Here is a 24,357-nt window from a genome sequence, read left to right on the forward strand (position 1 = left end):
GCAGTCATCCCGAGAAAGGCGTGGAGCGCAGTGTCCTTCCACCTCAGCATTCCCAGTCCAGACGTCAGCTCTATTCAGCTGGGCAACTTCACGATCCACTTCTACGCCCTGTGCATCCTCGTGGGCATTGTGGCGGCGGCCTTCCTCACCAACGCACGGCTCAACCGTCGCGGCGCTGAACCGGGTATCGTTCTCGACATCATTCTCTGGGCTGTTCCGCTCGGGATCATCGGCGCTCGGGTCTTCCACGTCCTGACCCATCCGAACGACTACTTCTACCCCGGTGCCGACCTTCTCCGCACGCTGTACATCTGGGAGGGCGGTATCGCCATCTTCGGTGCGCTCATCGGCGGTGCCATCGGTGCGTGGATCGGGTGCAGGATGACAGGCATCCGCTTCCTGACGTTTGCGGACGCGGTGGCTCCGGCCCTGCTGCTGGCCCAGGCTTTCGGGCGCTTCGGCAACTACTTCAACCAGGAACTGTACGGAACACCGACGACACTGCCGTGGGGACTCGAAATCGACTCCTCGAACGCCGCCTGGCCTGAAGGCCTGCCCGAGGGCACGCTGTTTCACCCGACCTTCCTCTACGAGGTCATCTGGAACCTCCTCGGTGTTGCCGTCCTCATCCTGCTCGAGCGCCGCTTCCGGCTGCAGTGGGGCAAAGTGCTTGGTCTCTACCTCATCTGGTACGGCCTCGGCCGCACCGTGTGGGAATCGATTCGGGTCGATCCGAGCGAGGTCTTCCTCGGCCTGCGGGTCAATATCTGGGCTGCGCTTCTCGCCATCCTGATCGGCCTGGCCATCCTGATCGTGCAGTCACGCCGGCACACCGGAATAGAACCGAGCGCATACGTTCCCGGGCGGGAATGGGACGGCTCCGGCTCCGGTGTACAATCGACACACACTAATTCGGATTATGTGGATGTCAGCGAGCCTGATCACGCACTCGAATCGTCAGAGACCACCGCCACAAGCGAGATCGGCTCGAAATCCTAGGATTGCCTCTACCCGGCGCCTTCTAAACCCGAGCGGGTCGCTCGCGAGCACTACTCAGCCCAATGTCGGGCCAGCGACCTCCTCCACTCATTTCTGGGCCACCGTTGTCCCGCGCAATCTGTAAGTACGTGAGGACGGTAATCGATGGAGCCCAGGCCCACCTTTTCACAGTTCAGTCTTGTACCCCCTGCACAGGGGCTGTACAACCCGGCTCGTGAGAAAGACGCATGTGGTCTCGCCATGGTTGCGACGCTGCGTGGAACGGCGGGACACGACATCATCGTGTCTGCGCTTGACGCGCTGCGAAACCTTGAACACCGCGGGGCGATCGGTTCTGACGCGGGAACCGGAGACGGCGCGGGGATCCTCACTCAGGTGCCCGACGAGTTCCTGCGTGCGGTCACCGACTTCGACCTTCCCCCGGCTGGCGAGTACGCGGTAGGCATCGCGTTCCTTCCGCTTGACGTTGACACCCGCCACACGCTTAAGGCCGGCATCGAGAAGCTCGCAACGGCGGAGGGCCTGAAGGTCCTCGGCTGGCGCGAGGTTCCGATCGATGACTCCAACCTCGGCAAGCTCGCATTCGAGGCCATGCCTGCATTCGAGCAGCTGTTCGTTCGCAGTACCCAGACGACGGATGCCGGTACTCCCGCGAGTGGGATCGCTCTCGATCGGCAGGCGTTCCGCCTGCGCAAGCGTGCAGAGCGCGAACTGAATGCCTACTTCATCTCCCTGTCCTGCCGGACGCTGGTTTATAAGGGCATGGTCACCACGCTCCAGCTCGAGCCGTTCTACCCGGACCTCAGCGACGAGCGCTTTGCGTCAAAACTGGCCATCGTCCACTCGCGCTACTCGACGAACACATTCCCGTCTTGGCCGCTGGCCCAGCCACTACGAATGATGGCGCACAACGGTGAGATCAACACGGTTGAGGGAAACCGCAACTGGATGCGAGCCCGCCAGTCGCAGCTCGAGAGTGAGCTGATTGGCGACATCCGTCCGCTGCTCCCGATCATCACGCCAGGTGCCAGCGACTCGGCATCGTTCGACGAAGTGCTCGAACTGCTCACCCTGACCGGCCGCACCCTGCCGCACGCCATGATGATGATGGTTCCTGAGGCGTGGGAGAAGCAGCCAGACCTGCCTCAGGAGCTCCGCGATTTCTACGAGTTCAACTCCATGCAGATGGAACCGTGGGATGGCCCGGCCGCGCTGACCTTCACCGATGGAACACTCGTCGGTGCGACACTTGACCGCAACGGCCTCCGCCCCGGCCGCTGGCTCGAAACCACCGACGGACTCGTCGTTCTCGGCAGCGAGATCGGTGTCCTCGACATTGCTCCGGAGCGCGTCAAGCGCAAGGGTCGCCTTCGCCCTGGCAAGATGTTCCTCGTCGACACCGAAGCCCAGCGCCTCATCGAAGACGACGAAATCAAGTCGACGCTCGCAGCATCACGGCCGTGGGGTGAGTGGCTCGACGCGGGTCGCATCAACCTCTCCGACCTGCCCGAACGCGAGCACATCGTGCACACTCCCGCCTCCGTCACCCGACGCCAGCGCACCTTCGGTTACACCGAAGAAGAGGTTCGGATTCTGCTCAAGCCCATGGGCCAGAACGGCGCAGAGCCGCTCGGCGCCATGGGCTCGGATACACCGATCGCCGCACTCTCCAAGCGGCCACGGTTGCTCTTCGACTACTTCACCCAGCAGTTCGCGCAGGTCACCAACCCGCCGCTCGACTCGATTCGTGAGGAAGTTGTCACGTCGCTCAAGCTGGGCCTCGGCCCCGAGCGCAACCTCCTGACCTCGGGTCCGGAGCACGCGCGGCAGGTCGTCCTCGACTTCCCCGTCATCGACAACGACGAACTCGCGAAGATCCAGCACATCGACCCGCGCCACGGCTCGCGCACCACGACGACCATTCGCGCCCTCTACCGGTTCGATGAAGGCCCAGACGCGATGCGGGACCGGATCGAGGCCATTTGCGCCGAGGTCGACGAGGCCATCGCGGCCGGAGCACAGTTCATCGTGCTCAGCGACCGCGACTCGAACAAGGACCTCGCCCCGATCCCGTCGCTGCTCATCCTTGCGGCGGTACACCATCACCTCATCCGGGCGGAGAACCGGCTCAAGGTCGGCATCGTCGTCGAGGCCGGAGACGTCCGCGAGGTACACCACGTCGCCACCCTCATCGGCTATGGCGCTTCTGCGGTCAACCCGTACCTCGCCATGGAGACCTGTGAGGACCTCGTCCGCAGTGGCGCCATCACCGGAGTGAGCGCCGAGCAGGCCGTTCGCAACGTGATCTACGCCCTCGGCAAGGGTGTTCTCAAGATCATGTCCAAGATGGGCATCTCCACGGTCTCGTCATACGCTGGCGCCCAGTGTTTCGAAGCCGTTGGGCTCAGCCAGGAGTTCGTCGACCGATACTTCACCGGAACGCAGTCAACGCTCGGCGGAGTGGGCATCGAGGTCATCCAGGCGGAGAACCTCAAGCGGCACGAGGCGGCGTACCCGCTCAACACGGCCAAGACCTCTCACGAGAGACTCGAGACCGGCGGCGAGTATGCCTGGCGCCGGGATGGCTCCCTGCACCTCTTCAACCCGGACACGATCTTCCGGTTGCAGCACTCGACCCGGACTCGGCGCTACGACATCTTCCGCGACTACACGCGGATGATTGACGACCAGGCCGAGAACCTCATGACGCTCCGCGGACTGTTCAAGTTGCGCACGGGGGACCGGCAGCCCGTTCCCCTCGACGAGGTGGAATCGGTCGAGTCGATCGTCAAGCGATTCTCCACCGGCGCGATGAGCTACGGTTCCATCTCGGCGGAGGCGCACGAGACACTGGCAATTGCCATGAACCGGCTCGGCGCGAAGAGCAACACCGGTGAGGGTGGCGAGGACACCGAACGACTCCTCGACCCTGAGCGCCGCAGCGCCATCAAGCAGGTCGCGTCAGGTCGCTTCGGCGTCACGAGTATGTACCTCACCCACGCTGACGACATCCAGATTAAGCTCGCGCAGGGTGCCAAGCCCGGTGAAGGCGGCCAGCTGCCGCCGACCAAGGTATACCCGTGGGTTGCGCGTACCCGTCACGCGACGGCTGGCGTTGGGCTCATCTCACCGCCTCCGCACCACGACATCTACTCGATCGAAGACCTCAAGCAACTCATCTTCGATCTCAAGCGCGCCAACCCCTCCGCCCGTATCCACACCAAACTGGTCAGCCAGTCCGGAATTGGAGCCGTGGCGGCCGGCGTTGCGAAGGCGCTCTCCGATGTCATTCTGGTCTCCGGCCACGATGGCGGAACCGGAGCGAGTCCATTGAACTCGCTCAAGCACGCCGGCACGCCGTGGGAACTCGGCCTCGCTGAAACTCAGCAGACGCTGATGCTCAACGGCATGCGTGACCGCGTCGTCGTCCAGGTCGACGGTCAGCTCAAGACCGGTCGCGACGTCATCATTGGTGCACTGCTCGGTGCCGAAGAATTCGGTTTCGCGACGGCACCGCTCATCGTCTCCGGTTGCATCATGATGCGCGTCTGCCATCTCGACACCTGCCCGGTCGGCGTTGCAACGCAGAACCCCGTTCTCCGCGAACGGTTCGGCGGCAAGCCAGAGTTCATCGTGAACTTCTTCCAGTTCATTGCCGAAGAAGTGCGCGAATATCTTGCGGCGCTGGGCTTCCGCAGTCTCCAGGAGGCCATCGGCCACAACGAGCTCATCGACACGAACACCGCGATCCAGCACTGGAAGGCCTCAGGCCTCAACCTTGAGCCGATCCTGGTTGGACCTCAGTTCGCCGAGACCGAGCCTCGAACGCACGCCCGCAATCAGGAGCACGAACTCGAGAAACACTTCGACGTTCAGCTCATCGCTGAGAGCCGCAACGTGCTTGAGCACGGCGGCCAGGTGACGCTCAGCCATTCGATTCGCAACACCGAACGGGCGGTCGGAACAATGCTCGGCCACGAGGTCACCCTCCGCCACGGCGAGAACGGCCTTCCGTCCGGGTCCATCGAGGTTCGCCTCACCGGATCTGCCGGTCAATCCTTCGGAGCCTTCCTGCCGAGCGGAATTACCCTTCGGCTCGAGGGCGAATCAAATGACTATGTGGGCAAGGGACTCTCCGGCGGCGAGATCGTGATCGCGCCTCCGGCCGCAAGCGAGTTCGCACCCGAGCAGAACGTCATCGCTGGAAACGTCATTGGATACGGCGCAACCCAGGGAACCATGTTCCTCTCCGGCATCGTTGGTGAGCGTTTCCTCGTCCGCAACTCCGGCGCGACCGCGGTCGTCGAGGGGGTCGGCGACCACGCGCTGGAGTACATGACCGGAGGGCTCGCCGTGATTCTCGGCGAGACCGGTCGCAACCTGGGCGCGGGAATGTCTGGCGGAACGGCGTACGTCTACCGGCTGACGGCGGAAAAGGTCAACCGTGAGGCCCTTGCCTCTGGCGAACTCGAACTCCTGCCTCTCGGCAGCGCCGATGTCGAGATCGTCCGGGACCTGCTCGAACGTCACCACAGCGAAACCGGTTCACCGCTCGCCGCGCGCCTGCTCGCCGACGGCGAGACGGGTCTCGCTGAATTTGTCAAAGTCCTGCCCCGCGACTACGCAGCCGTGCTGCGTACCCGACAGGACGCCGTTGCCGAAGGACTTGATCCCGATGGCGATGTTGTCTGGGGCCGAATCCTGGAGGTAACCGGTGGCTGATCCGAAAGGCTTCCTGAAGGTCACAGAACGCGAACTGCCCAAGCGCAGGCCCGTCCCAATCCGTTTGATGGATTGGAAAGAGGTCTACGAACAGGGCGACCCCACCCAATTGCGCCGCCAGGCCGGTCGATGCATGGACTGTGGTGTGCCGTTCTGCCACCAGGGCTGCCCTCTGGGGAACCTGATCCCGGAGTGGAACGACCTCACCTGGCGCGGGGAAGGTCGACAGGCCATCGAGCGTCTCCACGCAACGAACAACTTCCCCGAGTTCACCGGTCGACTGTGCCCCGCACCGTGCGAAAGCGCGTGCGTGCTCGGTATCAACCAGCCGGCGGTCACGATCAAGCAGGTCGAGGTGTCGATCATCGATCAGGCTTTCGCCAACGGCTGGGTCGATTCGCACCCGCCGGAAAGCCTGACCGGTAAAACCGTCGCCGTTGTCGGCTCTGGACCCGCCGGACTCGCTGCTGCCCAGCAGCTCACCCGCGCCGGCCACACCGTCGCCGTCTACGAGCGCGATGACCGGATCGGTGGCCTGTTGCGATACGGCATCCCCGACTTCAAGATGGAAAAGAAGCACATCGACGCTCGTCTCAAGCAGATGACCGACGAGGGAACCCGCTTCCGCGCCGGAGTGAACATCGGTGTCGACATCAGCTGGGACGCCCTGCGCGCCCGCTACGACGCCGTGGTCATTGCGACAGGTGCCATGGTTCCGCGTGACCTTCCCATTCCGGGCCGCGATCTCTCCGGCGTGCACTTCGCCATGGAGTACCTGGTACAGCAGAACAAGGCCGGCGCCGGCGATGACGTCCCCGGCCAGATCTCTGCGGAGGATAAGCATGTCGTCGTCCTCGGTGGCGGTGACACCGGTGCGGACTGCATCGGGACCGCGCACCGCCAGGGCGCAGCGAGTGTGACGAACCTCGCGATCGGTACACAGCCTCCGACCTCTCGAACCGACGCACAGCCGTGGCCCACAACGCCGACGCTGTTCGAGGTCTCGAGCGCACACGAGGAAGGTGGAGAACGCCAGTACCTCGTTTCGACGGTCGAATTCCTTGCCAATGAGTCTGGCGAAGTTCGCGCCATCCGTGTCGCCGAAACCGAGTTTGTCGACGGCCGTCGTGTGCCGAAGAGCGGAACGGAGCGGGAGATTCCCGCCGACCTGGTGCTTCTCGCCCTCGGCTTCACCGGTCCCGAGTCGCACGACCTCGGCAGCCAGCTGTCACTGCCGTTCGATGCTCGCGGAAACGTGGAGCGCAACGGTGAATACGCGACCAGCGAGCCCGGCGTCTTTGTCGCCGGCGATGCCGGCCGAGGCCAGTCGTTAATCGTCTGGGCGATCGCCGAGGGTCGCGCTGCTGCCGCTGCTGTTGACAAGTACCTCGAGGGCGAGACCGACCTCCCGGCACCTGTTCGCCCGACGGATCGGGCCATCGCGCTCTAGACTTGGACTGCGTGTCCATTCCGCCCTTTTTATAATCCCGCCAAAACCAAGCCAGAGCGCGCATGCGCAGAAGCACGGAGAACGACAAGTATGAGACGAGCCAAAATCGTCGCTACCCTCGGGCCGGCAACCGCCAGCTATGAGGACATTCGGGCAATCATCGACGCAGGGGTGAACGTCGCCCGCATGAACCTCAGCCACGGCACCTACGACGTCCACGAGGGCGTCTACGCCAATGTGCGTAAGGCCGCATCCGATGCAGGCCAGCCCGTCGCCGTGCTCGTCGACCTTCAGGGGCCGAAGATCCGCCTCGGTAAGTTCGAAGGCGGCCCGTACGAACTCGCCAAGGGCGACATCTTCAAAATTACGACAGAAGACGTCGTTGGCACCAAGGAGCTCTCCGGCACAACGTTCAAGGGGCTCCCCGACGACGTCTCTCCCGGTGACTTCCTGCTGATCGACGACGGCAAGGTCAAGGTCAAGGTTTTGGAAACCGACGGGGTCGTCGTGACCACCGAGGTCGTTGTGGCCGGTGCTGTCTCCAACAACAAGGGCATCAACCTTCCCGGTGTTGCCGTCAACGTTCCTGCGCTGAGCGAGAAGGACGAAGCAGACCTGCGCTGGGGCCTCAAGCTCGGAGCCGATTTCATCGCTCTGTCCTTCGTGCGGAACGCCGAGGACATCAAGCGTGTCCACGAGATCATGGATGAGGAAGGCAAGCGCCTCCCGGTCATCGCCAAGATCGAGAAGCCGCAGGCCGTCGATCACCTGGAAGAAATCATTGAAGCCTTCGACGGCATCATGGTCGCCCGTGGTGACCTCGGTGTCGAGCTTCCGCTTGAAGCGGTTCCAATCGTGCAGAAGCGCGCTGTCGAGCTCTGCCGTCGCATGGCTAAGCCGGTCATCGTCGCCACGCAGATGCTCGAGTCGATGATCTCCAGCCCGATCCCGACCCGCGCGGAGACCTCGGACGTCGCGAACGCTGTTCTCGACGGTGCAGACGCGGTCATGCTCAGCGGCGAGACCAGCGTCGGCCAGTACCCGGTGATCACCGTGCAGACCATGGCGCGGATCGTGGAGTCCACCGAAGAGCACGGCCTCGAGCGCATCGCTCCGCTCGGCACCAAGCCGCGCACGCAGGGCGGGGCCATCACCCTCGCTGCGAGCGAGGTGGCCGACTTCGTCGAAGCCAAGTTCCTCTGCGTGTTCACGGAATCGGGAGACTCAGTACGCCGAATGGCGCGACTGCGTACGCAGATTCCCGTGCTGGGATTCACGCCGGATGAAGGCATCCGTCGCCGCATGCAGCTCAACTGGGGCGTCGAGACCTTCCTGGTTGACCGCGTCACGCACACGGACGCCATGTTCGGGCAGGTGGATGACATCCTCCTGGGTCTCAACAAGGCTGCCGTCGGCGACAAGGTCGTTGTGATCTCCGGTTCCCCTCCCGGAATCTCCGGTTCGACCAACGACTTGCGTGTCCACAAGGTTGGTGACGCCCACTCCGGTGCGGCGCCCGCTTACCAGAAGTAGCGTGTCGAACAGCAAACGCGGACCCCGGTTGGGGTCCGCGTTTGCTGTTTCTTCACAGCTGTCCGCTCACGCGTCCTCTGGCGGAATCTCGCCGGTGACATCCAATTCCGTGTCGTCGATCGGACGCTCAGCGTCGAGTCCCTCGACGGTGTCGAACACCTCGATATCGTCGTCGGGGAGCACCTCGAGTTCGTCGTCGTCCGGGCTGATCACGTCGCCGTCATCGTCGGTCAGGTTCGTCATTTCTGCTCTCTCCCTTCTGTGCGCGATGGTCGGTCCGTGCGCTCGACACAAACCCTAGGCTGGGAGATACGTCGGTTCAAGCCCTCGGAAAGGAAGCCATTGTGGGTAGTCACGACATACCGGATGGCCGGGACCAGGTCGGCCCCGCTGACAACGATCGTCAGGAAACAGAATCGGAGCGCTCTGACCGCAACTGGATTGACCTGCTCCAGGAACTTCGGGTGTTGCAGGCCGGCACCCAGATCCTCACCGCATTCCTTCTCGCCATTGCGTTTCAACCACGCTTCACTGACCTCGACGAGTTCCAGCGCACTCTGTACCTGGCTCTGGTGTCGGTCTCAATCCTCACGACCATTCTCAGCCTGCTTCCGGTCAGCCTTCATCGTCTCTTGTTTCGACGTCGGCTCAAAAGTTCAACCGTTGCCATTGGCGACGCTATGGTGCGGGCGGTGGTTCTGGGAGTCTCCCTCGGGACTGTCGGTACGGCCATGCTCATCTTCGACTTCGTCGTTGGGCGGGTCGCAGGGCTTCTCGCGGCCGGTATCCTCGCGCTTGTGTTGCTCGCGTTCGGAGTTTTCCTGCCCCTCATCGTTCGTCGCCGCAGCAGCCCCGACCCGCAGTCACGGAACTGAGAGCTGCCTGAACGCTGGATGTATGTCAAGCGCTAGCCGCTGGGGCCGAAACGGTGTTCACTGAACGCTATGAGAGCAATCTGGAAGGGCGCCATCACCTTCGGTCTCGTAAACGTGCCCGTCAAGGTGTACAGCGCAACGGAAGACCATGACATCGCGCTGCATCAGGTCCACGACAAGGACGGTGGCCGCATCCGTTACCAGCGGCGGTGCGAGGTGTGCGGCAAGATCATCAAGTACGAGAACATTGACAAGGCCTACGATGACGGCGAACGCACCGTCGTCCTCACCGCCGAAGACATGGCATCCCTCCCGCAGGAAAAGAGCCGTGAGATTGAGGTCGTCGAGTTCGTTCCCACCGAGCAGGTCGACCCGATGATGTTCGACCGAAGCTACTACCTGGAGCCGGACTCGTCGTCGTCGAAGGCGTATGTGCTGCTGCGGAAGACGCTGGAGTCGACCGAGCGAACGGCAATCGTGCGCTTCGCGTTGCGGCAAAAGACCCGGCTGGCGGCTCTTCGCGCCCGCGACGGAGTGCTCGTGATCCAGACGTTGCTGTGGGAGGACGAGATCCGCAAGGCCGATTTCGACAGTCTCAAGGAACGGGTGCGGATCTCAGCGAAGGAGTTCGAGCTGTCCAATGCCCTCGTCGAGAGTTTCGCCGACGATTTCAAACCCGAACAGTTCTCGGACGAGTACCAGGAAGAGTTGCGCACACTCATTGACGCCAAGCTCGAGCAGGGTGAAGCACTCGACACTGATGCGACCTTCGGAGAATCTGAGAAGGAAGAAGACACGGGGGAGGTCATCGACCTGATGGAGGCCCTTCGGCGCAGTGTGGAGAAGTCGCGCGACGCGAAGAAGAAGAAGAAGTCACCGTCGAAGAAGAAGCCCGCCTGATCCGTGCGGGCGTCAGCTCGAGAGAGCGGTCACGGCTGGACCCTCAAGCACTTCGCCCGACGCATCGAACCGGGAGCCGTGCAACGGGCAGTCCCACGACTTTTCCACATCGTTCCACGCGACGATCCCGCCGAGGTGCGGGCAGACCGCTGAGCTCCGGGAGACCACTCCGTTGACCTTGCACACGGCGACCGGCTTGACTCCGTCTCGAACCACCACGCCTTCGCCCTCCGCCGGTCCGTCCTTGGGCAGACTGGCCAGTTCGGCGCCGACCCAGCCTTTGGCCATGTCGCCCGCAACGGTCGCCCCGGCCGCTAGCGTGTTCTTGATGGCGCTGGGGGTCGGCACACGCCCGCGCAGCGCCATGGCCCACTCCGGCGCGTTGCCCGCAAATTGGCCGGCGAGCGAAATGCCGGCTGCTGCGCCATTCGCCATGCCCCACTTGTTGTATCCGGTGGCGACGAACACGCGGTCGTCGCCGGGAGAGATGGGCCCGAAATGCGGCAGGGTATCCGACACCCGATAGTCCTGTGCCGACCAGGAGTGGGTTTGGGTGAGTTCACCGAATGTCGCGGTCGTCCATTCCGCGAGGTCAGCCACGCGCGCTGTGGTCGGCTGGCCTGTGCCGACACGGTGGTCATTGCCGCCCACAACGAGGTACCGACCGTCGGCTTGCTCCGAGTCTCGAATAGACCGGGCCGGTTCGTCAACGGACAGGTACATTCCCCGAAGTGCCGGCTCGTCCCAGCGGTAGGCGAGGGCGTATGACCGGTGAGCTTGAATCGTCGCGAACTGCCCACCTCGCTTGAGAAACGGCATTCCAGTCGCCAGGATGACGCGGTCACCGCGAACATCTCCTCGATCAGTCCGAACGACACACGGGCTGCCGGAATGGACATCACGAGCGCGGACGCCTTCCACGATGATTCCGCCGCGTCGGCGGATCGCTCGCGCCAGTGCAGCCAGCAGGTCACCCGCATCGAGCTGGAACTGACGGGGGAGGCTCACACCGGCGGTGATGCTGAGCGGAAGTTCCACCGAGGACAGCGCTGACACGTCCAGACCCAGGGACGACGCCGTGGCCAGTTCGGCTTCCACCGTCGGAGCGCCCGCGTCCGTTGCTGCGTACGTGATGGCATCCCGAATCTCAAGGGAAACGCCTTCTGCGCCGGCAAACTGCCGGATCCATTCCTGGCCGGCGCGGTTCGCAGCGACATACGCATCGAGGAGTTCACGGGGGAGCGCCTTATCGAGCGTGGAGAGCTGTGATCCCTGTAAGAGGGATACTTTGCCCGTCGTGTGACCCGTCGATACCGCACCAATCGTGCGGGCTTCGAGGACAACGACGGAGCTGCCCTGGTCAAGAAGTGTGAGGGCCGTTGCCAGACCGGTAAGTCCTGCGCCGGCAATGACCACATCGGCGGTGAGTCCATCACGCCAGGCGTCGGTGTCAATGGAGCCGGGCTGCTCGACCCAGAGGGAAGGGCCTTGGGGGACTGATGACCTTGTCATGGGCGGGGACTCCTGCTCTGCTCCGGGCTGCACGTGGCAGTGGAACAGCAAAGTCGCTGCGCCCGCTGGCGCGGCGGCACGTCCTGACCGTAGCGGGATGGCACTCGTTTTGCCACCCCTTGAGCCTCGGAGTTCGTGCCGCTTATCGTGAGGGGGAGTTCCGTAATTGCGGCGAGAGGTGGCGGGTTGCTCGCCCCGCTCGGCCGGTTGCGGTGAACGACTGATATCGATCCAAGGAGTGTGAACACGTGGCACGTCAGGCACCAACCCCCGACCCAAGGAACAAGTATCACGTCGGCGGGTTTCCGCGACAGGAGCAGGACCAGCCCGGTCTCACGGAGCGGACGGACCCTCGGCCCGACCACGGTGAGAACGAGTACACCGGATCAGGGAAGCTCACGGACCGGGTCGCCCTCATCACGGGCGGTGACTCGGGGATCGGTCGCGCGGTTGCCATCGCGTACGCCCGAGAAGGTGCCGACGTCGCCATCTCTTACCTCCCTGAGGAACAGGACGACGCTGAAGAGACGGCAGAGTGGATCGAGAAGGCCGGACGCAAGGCGCTTCTTCTCCCGGGTGACGCGCGCGACGAGCAGTTCTGCACCGAAATTGTCGAAATGACCGTCGCCGAGTTCGGGCGTCTCGATGTCCTCGTGCTCAACGCGGGGTACCAGGAAAACCGGGAAGGCCTCGAGAACCTGCCCACCGAAGAGTTTGACCGGGTCTTCAAGACCAACCTGTACGCCGTCATGTGGACAGCTCGCGCGGCCATCCCGCACATCGGTCCCGGCGGATCGATCATCACAACCTCGTCGATTCAGGCGTTCAACCCGTCACCGGCCCTCATCGATTACGCCATGACCAAGGCCGCCCAGGTCGCCTTCACCAAGGCGCTTGCTCAGCAGCTGGGGGAGAAGGGCGTTCGCGTGAATGCCGTTGCCCCTGGCCCGATTTGGACACCGCTGATTCCGGCGACGTCCTGGCCGGACACGCTCGAGAGCTTTGGTACCGACACCCCACTCGGACGGGCCGGCCAACCGGCTGAACTCGCCAGCGCGTATGTCTACCTGGCGTCCGACGACGCGTCGTACGTCTCGGGCGCGGTGCTGCCGGTCACCGGTGGCAAGGGTTTGTAAGGAAGGAACGAGATGCCACAGAACGCAGACTCACGACTCAAGGATCCGGAGCTCTACGAAAAGCTGCGTGACGACGGTGCGTCGAAACAGAAGGCTGCCCGCATCGCCAACGCCGCAGGGACGCAGGGGCGTTCCAGCGTCGGCAAGAAGGGTGGCGAATCCGGTAGTTACGAGGACTGGACCGTCGACGACCTCAAAAAACGAGCGAAGGAAATCGGGCTGAGCGGATACTCGCGCAAGAAGAAGTCCGAACTCATCTCGGCGCTGCGCAACTCGTGAGGCACGACGCACTAAACGCGGTGGCGTCTTCGCCGGGCGGGGACCGTTCGTGCCGCGACTAAGACGGAGCAACACCCGTGGTCCCGGCCTCGGCCGTCGAAAGACCCGCTCCGGGTTTCGCTACATCGATCAGGACGGCCGGCCCGTGCATGACCCGGAGACGATCGAGCGGATTGCCGCGCTCGTCATTCCACCGGCGTGGACCGACGTCTGGATCTCGCCGTATGCCAACGGGCACATCCAGGCGACAGGCATTGACCTGGCCGGCAGGCGCCAGTACCTCTACCACGAGGTCTGGCGCCAGAAGCAGGACAAACGCAAGTTCGATCGTGCCCTCGACCTTGCTCTCGCCCTGCCCGCCGCCCGACGGCGTGTCACTGCGGACCTGCGCGGGCCCACCGGCTCGCGAGACCGAGCACTGGCCACCGGCTTCCGGCTCCTCGATAGCGCGCGCCTCCGTGTCGGCAGTGAGCGCTTCGCCCTCGAGCACGGTAGCCACGGCCTCACCACACTGCTCTGTCAGCACGCGACGGTTTCCGGAAACACCGTGTCGCTGGATTTCCCCGGCAAGAGCGGCCAGGCCTGGTCGAGCGACACGACCGATGAGGACCTCGCGGCCGTTATCCGCTCGTTGAAGACGCGCGGTCCGGAGGCGCGCCTGCTCGCCTGGAAGAATGGGCGTGAGTGGCGCGGCCTCAGCGCCCAGGACATGAATGACTACGTCCGGTTGCGCACCAATGGTGACTTCACGGCCAAGGACTTCCGCACGCTGCACGGGAGCATCATTGCGGCTAGAGCCCTGCGCGACTTCGGCGTCGTTTCCTCCGGGCGGCAACAGGCGAAAGTCATCAGCGCTGCCGTGGCCGAGACGGCCGACGCCCTCGGCAATACGCCAGCCATCGCCAGGTCGAGCTACATCGACCCGCGCATTCTCGATCGCTACCGGGCGGGTGAAGTCCTCGACAATCGAGGCACCCAGCCCGAACCAGCCCTTCGGCGGCTCATCCTCGGCGACGACTGAGTGCACCAGGTGTCAACCCCTATTCCCGCGACCGTCGCGGAGAAAGAATCCGATTATGACCTCATCTGACGCACAAGCCTCCGCAGATCAGGCCACCGAGCTGGCCTCGTCCATCGCCGAACGCCTCGACGGCTCGACCCTGCGCATTGCCGTCGCCGAGTCGCTGACCGGCGGACAGCTGAGCGCAAGCCTCGCCGCGGCACCGAACTCCTCCCAGTGGTTCGCTGGAGGCCTCGTCGCCTACATGACCGAGACGAAGCACCGTGTGCTCGGCGTTTCGCCCGGGCCTGTCGTGTCCGCTCGTGCAGCTGAAGAAATGGCGTCCGGCATCGCCAGACTCACGGGCGCAAACCTCACGCTTTCGATCACCGGTGTCGGCGGTCCAGACGAACAGGACGGTCGTGAGGTGGGCACCGTCTTTATCGCCATCCGTTCACCGCATGGCGAAATCCATGTCGCAGAACGGATGCTGGGGGGCAGCCCGGAAGAAATCGTCGAATCGTCAGTCGTCGCGTCGCTCCGACTGCTCGACGCGCGCGTCGAAGCACTCGCCGCGACTCACAACGCGCGACGCTGACTGAGGCGAGAAAGCAGAGGAAGCTGAAGGGTGAGCCACGGGCTGAACGCCCACGGTGTCGCCTCGACCGCACGGTCCAGCGCCTCGGGGTCAACCCAGAGCCACTCAGACACTTCATCCGGCCGGGGCCGAACGTCGCCAACAATGGTCGCACGGTAGACCGGGCACACCTCGTTCTCGACGATGCCGGCCGCGTCGACCGCGCGGTAGCGGAAGTCCGGCAGCGCAAGTTCGACCGCGTCCAACCGCGCGCCGAGTTCATGCTCCGCGCGACGGTGAACCGCTTGCTCCATGTCTTCACCGGGCGCTGGGTGGCCGCAGAACGAGTTGGTCCACACTCCGGGCCAGGCCACCTTGGTGAGGGCGCGACGCGTCACGAGGATGCGGCCGTCATCGTCGAACAGGTGGCACGAGAACGCAAGGTGAAGCGGAGTCGATTCGGTGTGCACTGTCGCCTTGTCTGCGACGCCCACCGCCGATCCGTCATCAGCAAGGAGGACGACCTGTTCTTCGGAACTCATGGGTCCATTCTGTGCCCGCGGGTGAATTCGACAAAGCCGGGAGGTCCGGCCGCTGTCGAAATCAACCGAAAGTATGTGACACCCGAACAGGGCGTCAAGTAGCTTGGGGGAATGGACCAGCACGAGCTCATTGGGGTGCCTTGGCGTGGGGCAGAACACGTCGACGCGGCGCTCGCGCGGTACTTCAGCCTGGCGAGGGCCCAGGCCGGAAAACACGGGCACCGGTTCGAACGACTGTGGGAGGTCATTGAGCGCAACACCACGGGAGGAAAACGATTCCGCCCGCGCATGGTGATGTCGGCATATACCGCTCTCGGCGGCACCGACCTCGAAGCCGCAGCGCAACTTGCCGCCGCCTACGAAATGCTTCACACCGCCCTCATCGTTCACGACGACGTGATCGACCGTGATTTCGTCCGGCGCGGGCAGGCCAACGTGTCCGGCAGCTACCGGGACATCGCCACAACGGCCGGGATCTCGCTTCCGGCCGCCGAGCACCGCGGGATGTCGGCCGCGGTCATCGCCGGTGACCTCGCTTTGTCCGCCGCCTACCGGCTGGTTGATCGCACGGGTGCCGCCGATAATGTCCGGCTGCGCCTGCGGGAGCTCCTCGACGATTCCGTCACCGCGTCTGCTGCCGGTGAACTGGCCGATGTGGATTTTTCGTTGAGCGTCGTGCCTCCCACCGTCGAGGAGATCGTCGAGATGGAGCGCCAGAAGACCGCGGTCTACTCGTTCGAGGCGCCGCTGCAGTCCGGAGCCGTCCTCGCCGGTGCATTCGACGAAACGGTGCATGAGCTCGGTGAGTTCGGTCGAACCATCGGAATCGCCTACCAGATCGTCGACGACATCCTCGGGGTGTTCGGGCGCGAGGAAACGACGGGGAAGAGCACACTCGGTGACCTGCGTGAGGGCAAACGCACAGTCCTCACCGCTCGCGCCAGCGATTCACCGCTGTGGAGCTCCGTCGCCCACCTCTTTGGCAAACCGGACCTGGACGAAGCGGGAGCGGCCGAACTTCGCGGAGTGCTCGTAGACTCTGGAGCACGGGGCTTCGCCGAGAGCCTCGCGGCCGACTTCGCCAACCGCGCCTGGGAACACCTGGCGTCAGACGCGATCCCGGCGCCGCTGCGGACTGACCTGTCACCCGTCGTACGAAAAGTTCTGGAGCGTGTCCGTTGAACCTCACTGCCCTGCGCACCCGGTCACCGGGCGCCGTGACGGGAAGCGCACTCTATGACGACGTTGCGATGGAAACCTCCGCACGCGTCATCGCTCGCTATTCGACCTCGTTCGGAATGGCATCCCGCCTTCTGACACCGGACGTTCGCACCCACGTTCGCAACATCTACGCACTCGTCCGCGTCGCCGACGAGATTGTCGATGGAGTCGCGCGGGAGGCCGGGCTGTCGAACAGCGACATCGTCCGCCGACTGGCGGCCTTTGAAGCCGAGACCGACCTCGCGTGCGCGACCGGGTACAGCACCAACCTCGTGATCCACGCGTTCGCGCTCACGGCGCGACAGGTCGGGATACCGCAGGAGCTCACCCGGCCGTTCTTCGCGTCGATGCGGGCAGACTGCACCGAAACCACGCACACCCCTGAGAGTTTCAGCGCATACGTTTACGGGTCCGCTGAGGTCATCGGACTGATGTGCCTGCGCGCGTTCCTCGACGGCCACTCGGTCACCGCCGACCAGGAGGCGCGCCTCGTCTCCGGCGCCCGGCACCTCGGTGCGGCGTTCCAAAAGGTCAATTTCCTGCGCGACCTCTCCGCCGACTTCGATGGCCTCGGCCGCAACTACTTTCCGGGCGTGGAGCTTGACTCGTTCTCCGAGGACGACAAGGCCCGACTGCTCGCAGACATCGACGCCGATCTCGCGGCCTCGTCCGCCGCGCTCCCTGGTCTGCCCGCGTCGTCGCGAAGAGCGGTCGCCCTGGCCCAGTTACTGTTCGGCGAGCTCACCGAGCGCATCCGGTCCACCCCGGCCAGCGCCCTAATCCGAACCCGCGTACGGGTTCCCGCATCGGTGAAGCTCCGCCTCGCGGCAGCAGCGGCGGCGGGAAAGCTCCCGTGACCGCCGGCACAACGGCCGTCGTGATCGGCGGCGGCATTTCCGGTCTGGCCACCGCCGCGCTCTTGGCACGTGACGGCTACACAGTAACCGTGCTCGAGAAACGCGAACAGCTCGGCGGTCGCGCGGGGTTGGGCGAGAGCGAGAACTTCCGCTTCGACACCGGCCCGAGCTGGTACCTCATGCCCGAGGTCTTCGACCACTTCTACCGCTCACTCGGCACCAGCGCCGAGGAGCAGCTTGACCTCGTGCGACTTGATCCCGCCTACCGGGTGTTTTTCGAGGGGCGAACGGAGCCGCTCACCATCACTGCTTCACGGGCCGACAACGTCGCCCTGTTCGAGAGCATCGAGAAGGGCGCCGGCGAGCAGCTCGAACGGTACCTCGACTCCGCTGCCGTGACCTACGAGATGGCGAAGAAGCGTTTCCTCTACACCACCTTCCAGTCGTTCCTTCCGCTGTTCCGCCGTGACGTCCTGCGGCAGGTGAAACTGCTCGTTCGCCTGCTCACCGAGTCGCTCGACACCTTCACCTCGCGATTCTTCCGCGACGAGCGCATCAAGCAGATCCTCGGCTACCCGGCCGTCTTCCTCGGGTCGAGCCCGTTCACGACGCCGAGCATGTACCACCTGATGAGCCACCTCGACCTCACCGGCGGTGTGCTCTACCCGCGCGGGGGATTCACCACAATCATCGAGACCATCGCGGCTCTCGCCCGCACCGAAGGTGTCGAGATTCGGACGAACGCCACAGTGACGTCCATCGATACCGCACCGACAGCATCCGGTCGCAAACCGATCGTGACCGGCGTGATCTTCTCAGATGCTGACGGTCACAGCCACCGGCTCGCCGCCGACGTTGTCGTCTCCACCGCCGACCTGCACCACAGCGAAACCCGGTTGCTGCCGCGCGCTTTGCAGACCTACCCCGAGAGCTACTGGAGAAAGAAGACCGCAGGGCCAAGCGCCGTGCTCGTCTCCCTGGGTGTTGCCGGGGAGCTGCCCGAGCTTCCCCACCACAGCCTGTTCTTCACAAGCGACTGGAAGCACAACTTCGAGCAGATCTTCACCCCACCGACGAGTGTGCCGTCGCCGGCGTCGCTCTACGTCTGTAAGCCGAGCGCGACGGATCCATCGGTCGCGCCGGCCGGGAGCGAGAACCTGTTCATTCTCGTGCCGGTTCCCGCTGACACGTCTCTGGGCGGGCGAGCGGATGCCACGGTGCAGGAGATTGCCGATCGCGCCGTTCTGCAGGTGGCTGAGTGGGCACACATTCCCGACCTGGTCGAGCGCATCACGGTGCGTGAAGTCACCGGTCCTGCCGATTTCGCCTCCGACCTGAACGCCTGGAACGGCACAGCGCTCGGCCCGGCACACATCCTGAGCCAGAGTGCGTTCTTCCGGGCGGGCAACGTGAGCAAAAAAGTGGACGGGCTGCTCTACGCCGGTGGCTCGAGCATTCCGGGAATCGGCCTGCCGATGTGTCTGATCAGCGCTGAGCTCGTGCTGAAGCGGCTGCGCGGCGACACCAGCACGGAAGCGATGCCCACACCGTTCTTTCCCACCCGGTCGTCGGTTGCCGCCCCAGACGCCGGCGTCGCTCGCTGATGGGACTGCTGTACCTCGGCGCGCTGAGTCTCTCGCTCGGTTGCATGGTGCTTCTCGACTTCCGCTTTCGGTTGTTCTTCTGGGCTGACGCGCGCCGTGCGTCGATCGTTCTCGTTCTCGGTGTTCTCTTCTTCCTGGCCTGGGACCTGTCAGGCATCGCGCTCGATATCTTCTATCGCGGTGAGACCGACTTCATGACCGGCATTTTGCTGGCGCCCGAGCTTCCGCTCGAGGAAGTGTTCTTTCTCACCCTGCTCTGCTACCTGGCCATGAACCTGTTCAACGGAGCGGCGCTCATCGCCACCCGTCGCGGGTCCCCGGAGCGTGCCTCGTGACCTACTGGCTTCTTAACCTGATGTTTCTGCTGCCCGCGTTGCTGATCGGGATCATCGCGGCGACGCGGGTTCAACGCCGAACGCCGAACAGGCATCCGTTCGCCCGAATGGGCCTGGCCCTGATTGTCGTGCTGGCCATGACCGCTCTTTTCGACAACATCATGATTGCCGTCGGACTGTTTGGCTATAACCCCGACGTGATCAGTGGTGCGTTTCTGGGACTCGCCCCGCTGGAGGACTTCGCCTACGCCATCGCGGCCGTCGTGTTGCTGCCGGGCCTGTGGCTGCTGCTGCCGGCACGGAAACCGGAGGAAACGCGATGAAGACCCTCGGGGCCATCCTGCTGTCGTCACGACCTCTGAGCTGGGTGAACACGGCGTTTCCGTTCGCCGCAGCCTATTTTTTGTCGACGCGTGACCTCGACGCCACCTTCTGGATCGGCACCCTGTACTTCCTCGTCCCATACAACCTCGCGATGTACGGCATCAACGACGTGTTCGACTACGAGTCCGACCTCCGTAACCCGCGCAAGGGCGGTGTCGAAGGGGCGGTGCTCGACCGGTCTCTGCATCGCCCGATTCTCATCGCCGTTGTGGTGAGCAACGTTCCGTTCCTCGGCTATCTGGTGGCCGTCGGGTCGGCACTGTCGTGGGTTGTGCTTGCCATCAGCATTTTCGCGGTGATCGCGTACAGCGCAGCCGGGCTGCGGTTCAAGGAGATCCCGTTCCTCGACTCGGTCACCTCCTCGACGCACTTCGTCAGCCCCGCCGTGTACGGGCTCGCCCTCGCCGGAGCGAGCTTCGCCGACGCCGGACTGCTCGCCATCCTGGGAAGCTTCTTCCTGTGGGGGATGGGCAGCCACGCATTCGGGGCGGTGCAGGACGTCCTCGCCGACCGGGAGGGCGGCATCCGTTCGATTGCCACAGAGATCGGTGCTCGAGCGACTGTACGATTCGCGGTGCTGGCGTACCTGCTGGCCGGGCTTCTCCTGACGCTGACCAGCTGGCCGGGACCGCTCGCCTCCGTACTCGCCGTGCCGTACATCCTGAACGCCCTGCCGTTTTGGAGGATCACCGACGACACGGCGGAATCGGCGAACCGCGGCTGGAAGCACTTTCTGGCACTGAACTTCGTGTCGGGGTTCTGTGTCACGATGCTGCTCATCTGGTCGGTGCTCGCCTGACCGCTGGCGGTAACGTGAGACCTACCACCAACGAACGAAGGGCAAGGCTCCCCATGGATGCTGACGAGAAGCGCCACGACCAGCTGACAACCGCACCGCAAGCGGACGAGTCCGACGCGGCACCGCGCATCGATGTCACTGAGAAGGCGGACGGGGTTACCCGGATCGATGTTCGTGACGACGCGAAGTACCGACCGAGTGACGTCAGCGACGACGGAGCTGGCGCATAACGCCGGTATCCACGGCAGCGACAGCCGCGGCGCCGATCGCATAGAAGGCCAGATCTGTGCCGACGAAGGTCGATCCGAACACCCAGCGCGATGCCGGAATGACCTGCGCGAGTGCGGCGGGGATACCGGTCAGCTGAGAAAACTCAATCAGTGCAGACGCCGTGAAGGCAAGAGCTGCGAGCTTCCCAGGCCCGAGCCGTGGAGCGATAGCCGCGATCAGAAGATAGACGAGCACCGTGTAGAGCCCGTCGCCCACGGCGTCAGCGACGAATCCACTGCCCAACGTCGCTACGGCGAGGCCGGAGATAACCGTGAGCACGGCGGCACCGAGAACGATCGCTCGGCGGTACCGCGGAGGCGCAGCACGGAAGGACTGTGCATCACTCGACGTCTCGCGCGTTGTGCTGTCAGACACGGTGCAGGACCTCGACGTGCTCGAGCGAGACGCCGTCGGGGCTGATCAGGAACTCCCGGTCGTTGCTGCGCGGTGCGAACCACAGGGAGGTCACCGGAACACGGATGCTCAGGACAACACTGCTCTGGGTTCCGGGGTCTTCACCGGGTGCCCAGTCTCGAACAACCGGCAGGTCGGATGCCCACACGGACAGGGTGCGAAAGCGAACGATCGACCGCACCAGGTCAGACACCTCGGGATCGGCGAGCCGGGACCGGGAGAGCGGGGTGAGCCGTTGCAGGCGGAAGACATCCTCCGCCGCGACGTTCGGCACGCGGCGGTGCAGGAGCACACTGTCGAGCCCGACCCTGGCGGCACGAAGCCCGATGGCGTCGCGTGACAGCAGGACAAGTTCGGTGACCGCTGGCATGAGCGATGGCATCACGTCGTCCAGTCGGGCAGCTGTTGTGCGCGCTGCCGATGCAGCGTAGAGCAGACCATTGTCGTCGCTGTCATAGAGCACAGTCGCGATGGCCTTGCTCATGAGCACGATGAGCGGCGCATTCGTCAGCCCAGGCCCCCCGGCGGTGGCGTCGAGGAGGTCGCGCGCCAGCCCTTCCCACACTTCCCCCGATCCCGAGGTGACGACAGCGGTGGTCGCTGGGAAAATCTGTGGGATTCCGTCGTCCGGCCAAGCCTCGAGAGCAGCGCGCATTTCCTCGACAACCGGCTCACACCTCTCCAGGAGCACCGCCAATTTCGCGGGGTGCAATGTGAGGTAGGCACGGAGGTGATCGACCCCGGTGCCCAGCAGATCGCACCCTTCGGCGGCGGGGGCGTACGACTCATCCTCGCCATGTGACGCAACACGCGGCAGCCGCGGGCGCAGGCGGGCGAGGAGGCTGGAGAACACAGTCCCATCTTGACTCACGCCCGTCGTTCTGTCCTCCCCCCAGTACTGGCCCCTCGGGAGGTTGCCAGCCAGCGATTCGATCATGCCGGACCGATATTCTGACGGGATGAACCTCGAGTCTGTGGCGTCCGAGCTGTACACATCGCCGCTCGCTGGGTTCGTTCGGGCCCGGGCGGCTGCGGTTGCTGCAGCGAAGGATGCGGGGGAGAAGGAGCTGGCCCGCGAGATCGGGAAACTGCCCAAGCCGTCGACCGGGGCATGGCTGGCCAACCTGCTGGTTACCCAACGCCGGGATGAGGTCGACGAGCTTGTCTCGGTGGGCGAAGCACTGCGATCGGCAGAACACAAGCGAGATCCGAACGAGCTGCGCACGCTGGGCCGCACGCGACAGCAACTGATCGCATCGATCTCTCGGCTGGGGAGCGACCTGGGCGACAAAGCGGGAACGAAACCCAGCGCTGCGGCACTCCACGAGCTTGAGCAGACGCTGCAGGCGGCGCTCGCCGACTCCGACGCAGCCGACGCCGTGCTGACCGGAGTCCTCGTGCGCGGTCTGACATCGAACGGCGTTGAGCCTGTCGATCTGAGCGATGCTCTCGCGGTCAGCACGTCAGCCGCACCGCGGGCAGCCAAGAGAACGAGCAAGCCGAAGTTGCGTGCGGTCGATACGACAGCTGCGGAGCGTGACCTCGACGAGGCCCGCCGAAAGCTCACGGACGCTGAAGATCGTGCCGACAACGCCCTCGACACTATTGAGACGGTGCGAAAACAGCTCAAGGATGTGAAGCCGGAGGTTGACCGTCTCACCGCGGAACGACGCGACCTCAAAGCACAACTCGCCGCTGTCGAGGAGGAGCTGGCCACGCGGTCAGCAGAAAGAGACGCGCTCAACACGACCCTGGAGGACGCCAGACACGACTCGGACGTTGCCGAGCGTGCGGTGTCCCGAGCGCGAGAACGTGTCGAGCGGCTCAGTCAGGACGTCTGACGCCGACCGGTCACGGCCGCTCCGGGAAGTCGAGCAGGTCACCGTCACCGGGCAAAATGTCGGAGTCCGACGACTGCGGGTGCGCGTCCCCGAGCAGCAGGGTCGCGGTGCGGAGCTTATCCACCAGTTCGCCATTAGTCAGTTCGGGGTACTCGCTGTCTTCTGACTCTGAGACCAATTGGCTCGCAGGGCCGACGAGAAACATCGCATGCCCCACGCTCCCGTCCTCACGCCGCGTGGGAATGTCCACAGACGCGGAGGACCCGGCCTTCGCGAGCGCTTCCGCGTAGAGCACCAAAGCGCGCGCAATGTCAGTCCCGGTCAGCAGCGAATCAGTCGCATAGTAAATGCGTTCCATACCAGCAGCTAAGCGACCGAAATCACCACGATCAACCCCTGAACATTTTTATTCTGATGGACTATAGAGAGACGATGAGCGGATGCCGTCCGTGACGTTTCACAGATCGGCTCCCGGCTGGGCTTCGTGGTGTCGTCGGCCATGGGTCCGGCGATCTTCCTTCATTTCCGCCTCAAACAGGTGACGTTTGCCCTCGGCCAGCTGGGAGCGTGCCTGCCGTTCCGCGTCCTTGACTGCGGTGTAGTAGTTGTCGTCGTAGTCCTCGACGATCTGGAACGTCCAGCGCCCCTCGATGACATTACGGCCGACGATGTCGCGCTCGAGCGAATCGGCGATGTCGTTGTGGCCTGCGTCGCGGAATAAGTCAACGGCCTCACCCAGCGCGAGATCGGCGGTTCCCGTCAACCGGTGGAAGCCATAGAGCAGACCACGAGCGTGCTCGACAACCTCGAGCGCCTCCGACAGCTTCCCCAGGGCCGTCACCGTCGCATCGGTGAGGCCGTCCGGGCGTTGGTGGGCGGAGTCCGGGCCGTGTGCGGGGGAGTCATTCATAGTGAGCATTATCGCGGCGCGACCAACCGGCTCGCCACTCCCGCCGCGCCTCTTGCGAGTACACCGGATTCATGGCATCGCACCGTGAAAACCGGTCTCGAACACGCGCAACAAGTTGCTCGCTGCTCGGCCGATTCCCTCCGGCGAATCGCGGTGCGGAGTCGAAACGGCCCACAGCGAGGTGAGCTACGTCACAG

The 24,357-nt window shown here is 64.2% G+C and carries 25 protein-coding genes; 18 read left to right on the plus strand and 7 right to left on the minus strand.

Translation table 11 applies throughout. The features are described from left to right. Positions 1-30 precede the first annotated feature (30 nt). The 4 genes from lgt to pyk all read left to right on the plus strand — a co-directional run bounded on the left by lgt (position 31) and on the right by pyk (position 8,704). Entirely contained in the window at positions 31-999 is a 969-nt protein-coding gene (gene lgt, locus L1277_RS04755) for a prolipoprotein diacylglyceryl transferase (RefSeq protein WP_253375170.1), read from the plus strand. Positions 1,000-1,143: 144 nt separating this feature from the next. Beyond that, entirely contained in the window at positions 1,144-5,721 is a 4,578-nt protein-coding gene (gene gltB / locus L1277_RS04760) for a glutamate synthase large subunit (protein WP_253375171.1), read from the plus strand. Beyond that, positions 5,714-7,171 (plus strand): glutamate synthase subunit beta, encoded by a 1,458-nt coding sequence (locus tag L1277_RS04765; RefSeq protein WP_253375172.1) that lies wholly within the window; start codon positions 5,714-5,716, stop codon positions 7,169-7,171. The genes gltB and L1277_RS04765 overlap by 8 nt, the downstream gene beginning before the upstream one ends. Before the next feature lie 90 nt (positions 7,172-7,261). After that, the gene (pyk, locus tag L1277_RS04770) at positions 7,262-8,704 is read left to right on the plus strand and encodes a pyruvate kinase (RefSeq protein ID WP_253375173.1); all 1,443 of its coding nucleotides are present in this window, start codon (positions 7,262-7,264) and stop codon (positions 8,702-8,704) included. A 66-nt stretch (positions 8,705-8,770) separates the two neighbouring features. Here pyk and L1277_RS04775 read toward each other — a convergent pair whose 3' ends face one another. Further along, complete coding sequence (locus L1277_RS04775; protein ID WP_253375174.1) at positions 8,771-8,947, minus strand: hypothetical protein; 177 nt, start codon at positions 8,945-8,947, stop codon at positions 8,771-8,773. 101 nt (positions 8,948-9,048) lie between these two features. Here L1277_RS04775 and L1277_RS04780 point away from each other — a divergent pair, with 101 nt between their 5' ends. Together L1277_RS04780 and L1277_RS04785 are read left to right on the plus strand one after the other, a co-directional pair. Beyond that, a complete protein-coding gene (locus L1277_RS04780; protein WP_253375175.1) occupies positions 9,049-9,579 on the plus strand; it encodes a DUF6328 family protein in 531 nt (176 codons plus the stop codon). Between the two features lie 69 nt (positions 9,580-9,648). Next, positions 9,649-10,479 (plus strand): Ku protein, encoded by an 831-nt coding sequence (locus tag L1277_RS04785; protein ID WP_253375176.1) that lies wholly within the window; start codon positions 9,649-9,651, stop codon positions 10,477-10,479. Between the two features lie 12 nt (positions 10,480-10,491). On the opposite strand, the gene L1277_RS04790 is transcribed toward L1277_RS04785, so the two are convergent. Further along, positions 10,492-11,991, minus strand: coding sequence for an FAD-dependent oxidoreductase (locus tag L1277_RS04790; protein ID WP_253375177.1), 1,500 nt, complete (start codon positions 11,989-11,991; stop codon positions 10,492-10,494). A gap of 248 nt (positions 11,992-12,239) precedes the next feature. On the opposite strand from L1277_RS04790, the gene L1277_RS04795 reads away from it, so the two are divergent. The 4 genes from L1277_RS04795 to L1277_RS04810 are packed head-to-tail and all read left to right on the plus strand — an operon-like array spanning position 12,240 to position 15,004. Further along, positions 12,240-13,127 carry an SDR family oxidoreductase gene (locus tag L1277_RS04795; RefSeq protein ID WP_253375178.1) on the plus strand — a complete coding sequence of 296 codons (888 nt, stop codon included), beginning with the start codon at positions 12,240-12,242 and terminating at the stop codon, positions 13,125-13,127. A 12-nt stretch (positions 13,128-13,139) separates the two neighbouring features. Continuing rightward, positions 13,140-13,406 (plus strand): Rho termination factor N-terminal domain-containing protein, encoded by a 267-nt coding sequence (locus tag L1277_RS04800; protein ID WP_253375179.1) that lies wholly within the window; start codon positions 13,140-13,142, stop codon positions 13,404-13,406. 49 nt (positions 13,407-13,455) lie between these two features. Further along, complete coding sequence (locus L1277_RS04805; protein ID WP_374110157.1) at positions 13,456-14,427, plus strand: DNA topoisomerase IB; 972 nt, start codon at positions 13,456-13,458, stop codon at positions 14,425-14,427. Positions 14,428-14,482: 55 nt separating this feature from the next. Further along, the gene (locus L1277_RS04810; protein WP_253375181.1) at positions 14,483-15,004 is read left to right on the plus strand and encodes a CinA family protein; all 522 of its coding nucleotides are present in this window, start codon (positions 14,483-14,485) and stop codon (positions 15,002-15,004) included. Here L1277_RS04810 and idi read toward each other — a convergent pair. Beyond that, entirely contained in the window at positions 14,986-15,525 is a 540-nt protein-coding gene (gene idi, locus L1277_RS04815; RefSeq protein ID WP_253375182.1) for an isopentenyl-diphosphate Delta-isomerase, read from the minus strand. The two genes, L1277_RS04810 and idi, sit on opposite strands and share 19 nt — an antisense overlap. Before the next feature lie 111 nt (positions 15,526-15,636). On the opposite strand from idi, the gene L1277_RS04820 reads away from it, so the two are divergent. From L1277_RS04820 to L1277_RS04850, 7 genes are read left to right on the plus strand one after another with little or no spacing between them, the layout of a single operon-like run. Beyond that, positions 15,637-16,707: a polyprenyl synthetase family protein gene (locus L1277_RS04820; protein WP_253375183.1), complete on the plus strand. Its 1,071-nt coding sequence runs from the start codon at positions 15,637-15,639 to the stop codon at positions 16,705-16,707. Continuing rightward, complete coding sequence (locus tag L1277_RS04825) at positions 16,704-17,603, plus strand: phytoene/squalene synthase family protein (protein WP_253375184.1); 900 nt, start codon at positions 16,704-16,706, stop codon at positions 17,601-17,603. Before L1277_RS04820 ends, L1277_RS04825 begins: the two co-directional genes overlap by 4 nt. Beyond that, on the plus strand, positions 17,600-19,207 hold the full coding sequence (gene crtI, locus L1277_RS04830) for a phytoene desaturase family protein (protein WP_253375185.1): 1,608 nt from the start codon (positions 17,600-17,602) through the stop codon (positions 19,205-19,207). The genes L1277_RS04825 and crtI overlap by 4 nt, the downstream gene beginning before the upstream one ends. Continuing rightward, positions 19,207-19,542 carry a lycopene cyclase domain-containing protein gene (locus tag L1277_RS04835; RefSeq protein WP_253375186.1) on the plus strand — a complete coding sequence of 112 codons (336 nt, stop codon included), beginning with the start codon at positions 19,207-19,209 and terminating at the stop codon, positions 19,540-19,542. The genes crtI and L1277_RS04835 overlap by 1 nt, the downstream gene beginning before the upstream one ends. After that, positions 19,539-19,865 carry a lycopene cyclase domain-containing protein gene (locus tag L1277_RS04840; protein ID WP_253375187.1) on the plus strand — a complete coding sequence of 109 codons (327 nt, stop codon included), beginning with the start codon at positions 19,539-19,541 and terminating at the stop codon, positions 19,863-19,865. The genes L1277_RS04835 and L1277_RS04840 overlap by 4 nt, the downstream gene beginning before the upstream one ends. Next, positions 19,862-20,725 carry a prenyltransferase gene (locus L1277_RS04845; RefSeq protein WP_253375188.1) on the plus strand — a complete coding sequence of 288 codons (864 nt, stop codon included), beginning with the start codon at positions 19,862-19,864 and terminating at the stop codon, positions 20,723-20,725. Before L1277_RS04840 ends, L1277_RS04845 begins: the two co-directional genes overlap by 4 nt. A gap of 53 nt (positions 20,726-20,778) precedes the next feature. After that, entirely contained in the window at positions 20,779-20,955 is a 177-nt protein-coding gene (locus L1277_RS04850) for a hypothetical protein (protein ID WP_253375189.1), read from the plus strand. Here L1277_RS04850 and L1277_RS04855 read toward each other — a convergent pair. Next, a complete protein-coding gene (locus L1277_RS04855; protein ID WP_253375190.1) occupies positions 20,930-21,370 on the minus strand; it encodes a DUF2809 domain-containing protein in 441 nt (146 codons plus the stop codon). The two genes, L1277_RS04850 and L1277_RS04855, sit on opposite strands and share 26 nt — an antisense overlap. Beyond that, entirely contained in the window at positions 21,363-22,262 is a 900-nt protein-coding gene (locus L1277_RS04860) for a hypothetical protein (RefSeq protein ID WP_253375191.1), read from the minus strand. Before L1277_RS04860 ends, L1277_RS04855 begins: the two co-directional genes overlap by 8 nt. A gap of 106 nt (positions 22,263-22,368) precedes the next feature. On the opposite strand from L1277_RS04860, the gene L1277_RS04865 reads away from it, so the two are divergent. Beyond that, the gene (locus tag L1277_RS04865) at positions 22,369-23,250 is read left to right on the plus strand and encodes a hypothetical protein (RefSeq protein ID WP_253375192.1); all 882 of its coding nucleotides are present in this window, start codon (positions 22,369-22,371) and stop codon (positions 23,248-23,250) included. A gap of 10 nt (positions 23,251-23,260) precedes the next feature. On the opposite strand, the gene L1277_RS04870 is transcribed toward L1277_RS04865, so the two are convergent. Both L1277_RS04870 and L1277_RS04875 read right to left on the minus strand, forming a co-directional pair. Continuing rightward, entirely contained in the window at positions 23,261-23,608 is a 348-nt protein-coding gene (locus L1277_RS04870) for a hypothetical protein (RefSeq protein ID WP_253375193.1), read from the minus strand. A gap of 99 nt (positions 23,609-23,707) precedes the next feature. Further along, the gene (locus L1277_RS04875; RefSeq protein ID WP_253375194.1) at positions 23,708-24,160 is read right to left on the minus strand and encodes a hypothetical protein; all 453 of its coding nucleotides are present in this window, start codon (positions 24,158-24,160) and stop codon (positions 23,708-23,710) included. Positions 24,161-24,357: the final 197 nt, after the last annotated feature.

This window comes from Okibacterium sp. HSC-33S16, assembly GCF_024171565.1.
Lineage (GTDB): Bacteria > Actinomycetota > Actinomycetes > Actinomycetales > Microbacteriaceae > Mycetocola_A.

Bases quoted from the DNA above. Each gene is read 5' to 3' on its own strand.
- gltB (WP_253375171.1), top strand. From the start codon at position 1,144: ATGGAGCCCAGGCCCACCTTTTCACAGTTCAGTCTTGTACCCCCTGCA.
- pyk (WP_253375173.1), top strand. From the start codon at position 7,262: ATGAGACGAGCCAAAATCGTCGCTACCCTCGGGCCGGCAACCGCCAGC.
- L1277_RS04775 (WP_253375174.1), bottom strand. From the start codon at position 8,947: ATGACGAACCTGACCGACGATGACGGCGACGTGATCAGCCCGGACGAC.
- L1277_RS04785 (WP_253375176.1), top strand. From the start codon at position 9,649: ATGAGAGCAATCTGGAAGGGCGCCATCACCTTCGGTCTCGTAAACGTG.
- L1277_RS04790 (WP_253375177.1), bottom strand. From the start codon at position 11,991: ATGACAAGGTCATCAGTCCCCCAAGGCCCTTCCCTCTGGGTCGAGCAG.
- L1277_RS04800 (WP_253375179.1), top strand. From the start codon at position 13,140: ATGCCACAGAACGCAGACTCACGACTCAAGGATCCGGAGCTCTACGAA.
- L1277_RS04810 (WP_253375181.1), top strand. From the start codon at position 14,483: ATGACCTCATCTGACGCACAAGCCTCCGCAGATCAGGCCACCGAGCTG.
- idi (WP_253375182.1), bottom strand. From the start codon at position 15,525: ATGAGTTCCGAAGAACAGGTCGTCCTCCTTGCTGATGACGGATCGGCG.
- L1277_RS04820 (WP_253375183.1), top strand. From the start codon at position 15,637: ATGGACCAGCACGAGCTCATTGGGGTGCCTTGGCGTGGGGCAGAACAC.
- L1277_RS04835 (WP_253375186.1), top strand. From the start codon at position 19,207: ATGGGACTGCTGTACCTCGGCGCGCTGAGTCTCTCGCTCGGTTGCATG.
- L1277_RS04845 (WP_253375188.1), top strand. From the start codon at position 19,862: ATGAAGACCCTCGGGGCCATCCTGCTGTCGTCACGACCTCTGAGCTGG.
- L1277_RS04850 (WP_253375189.1), top strand. From the start codon at position 20,779: ATGGATGCTGACGAGAAGCGCCACGACCAGCTGACAACCGCACCGCAA.
- L1277_RS04865 (WP_253375192.1), top strand. From the start codon at position 22,369: ATGAACCTCGAGTCTGTGGCGTCCGAGCTGTACACATCGCCGCTCGCT.
- L1277_RS04870 (WP_253375193.1), bottom strand. From the start codon at position 23,608: ATGGAACGCATTTACTATGCGACTGATTCGCTGCTGACCGGGACTGAC.
- L1277_RS04875 (WP_253375194.1), bottom strand. From the start codon at position 24,160: ATGAATGACTCCCCCGCACACGGCCCGGACTCCGCCCACCAACGCCCG.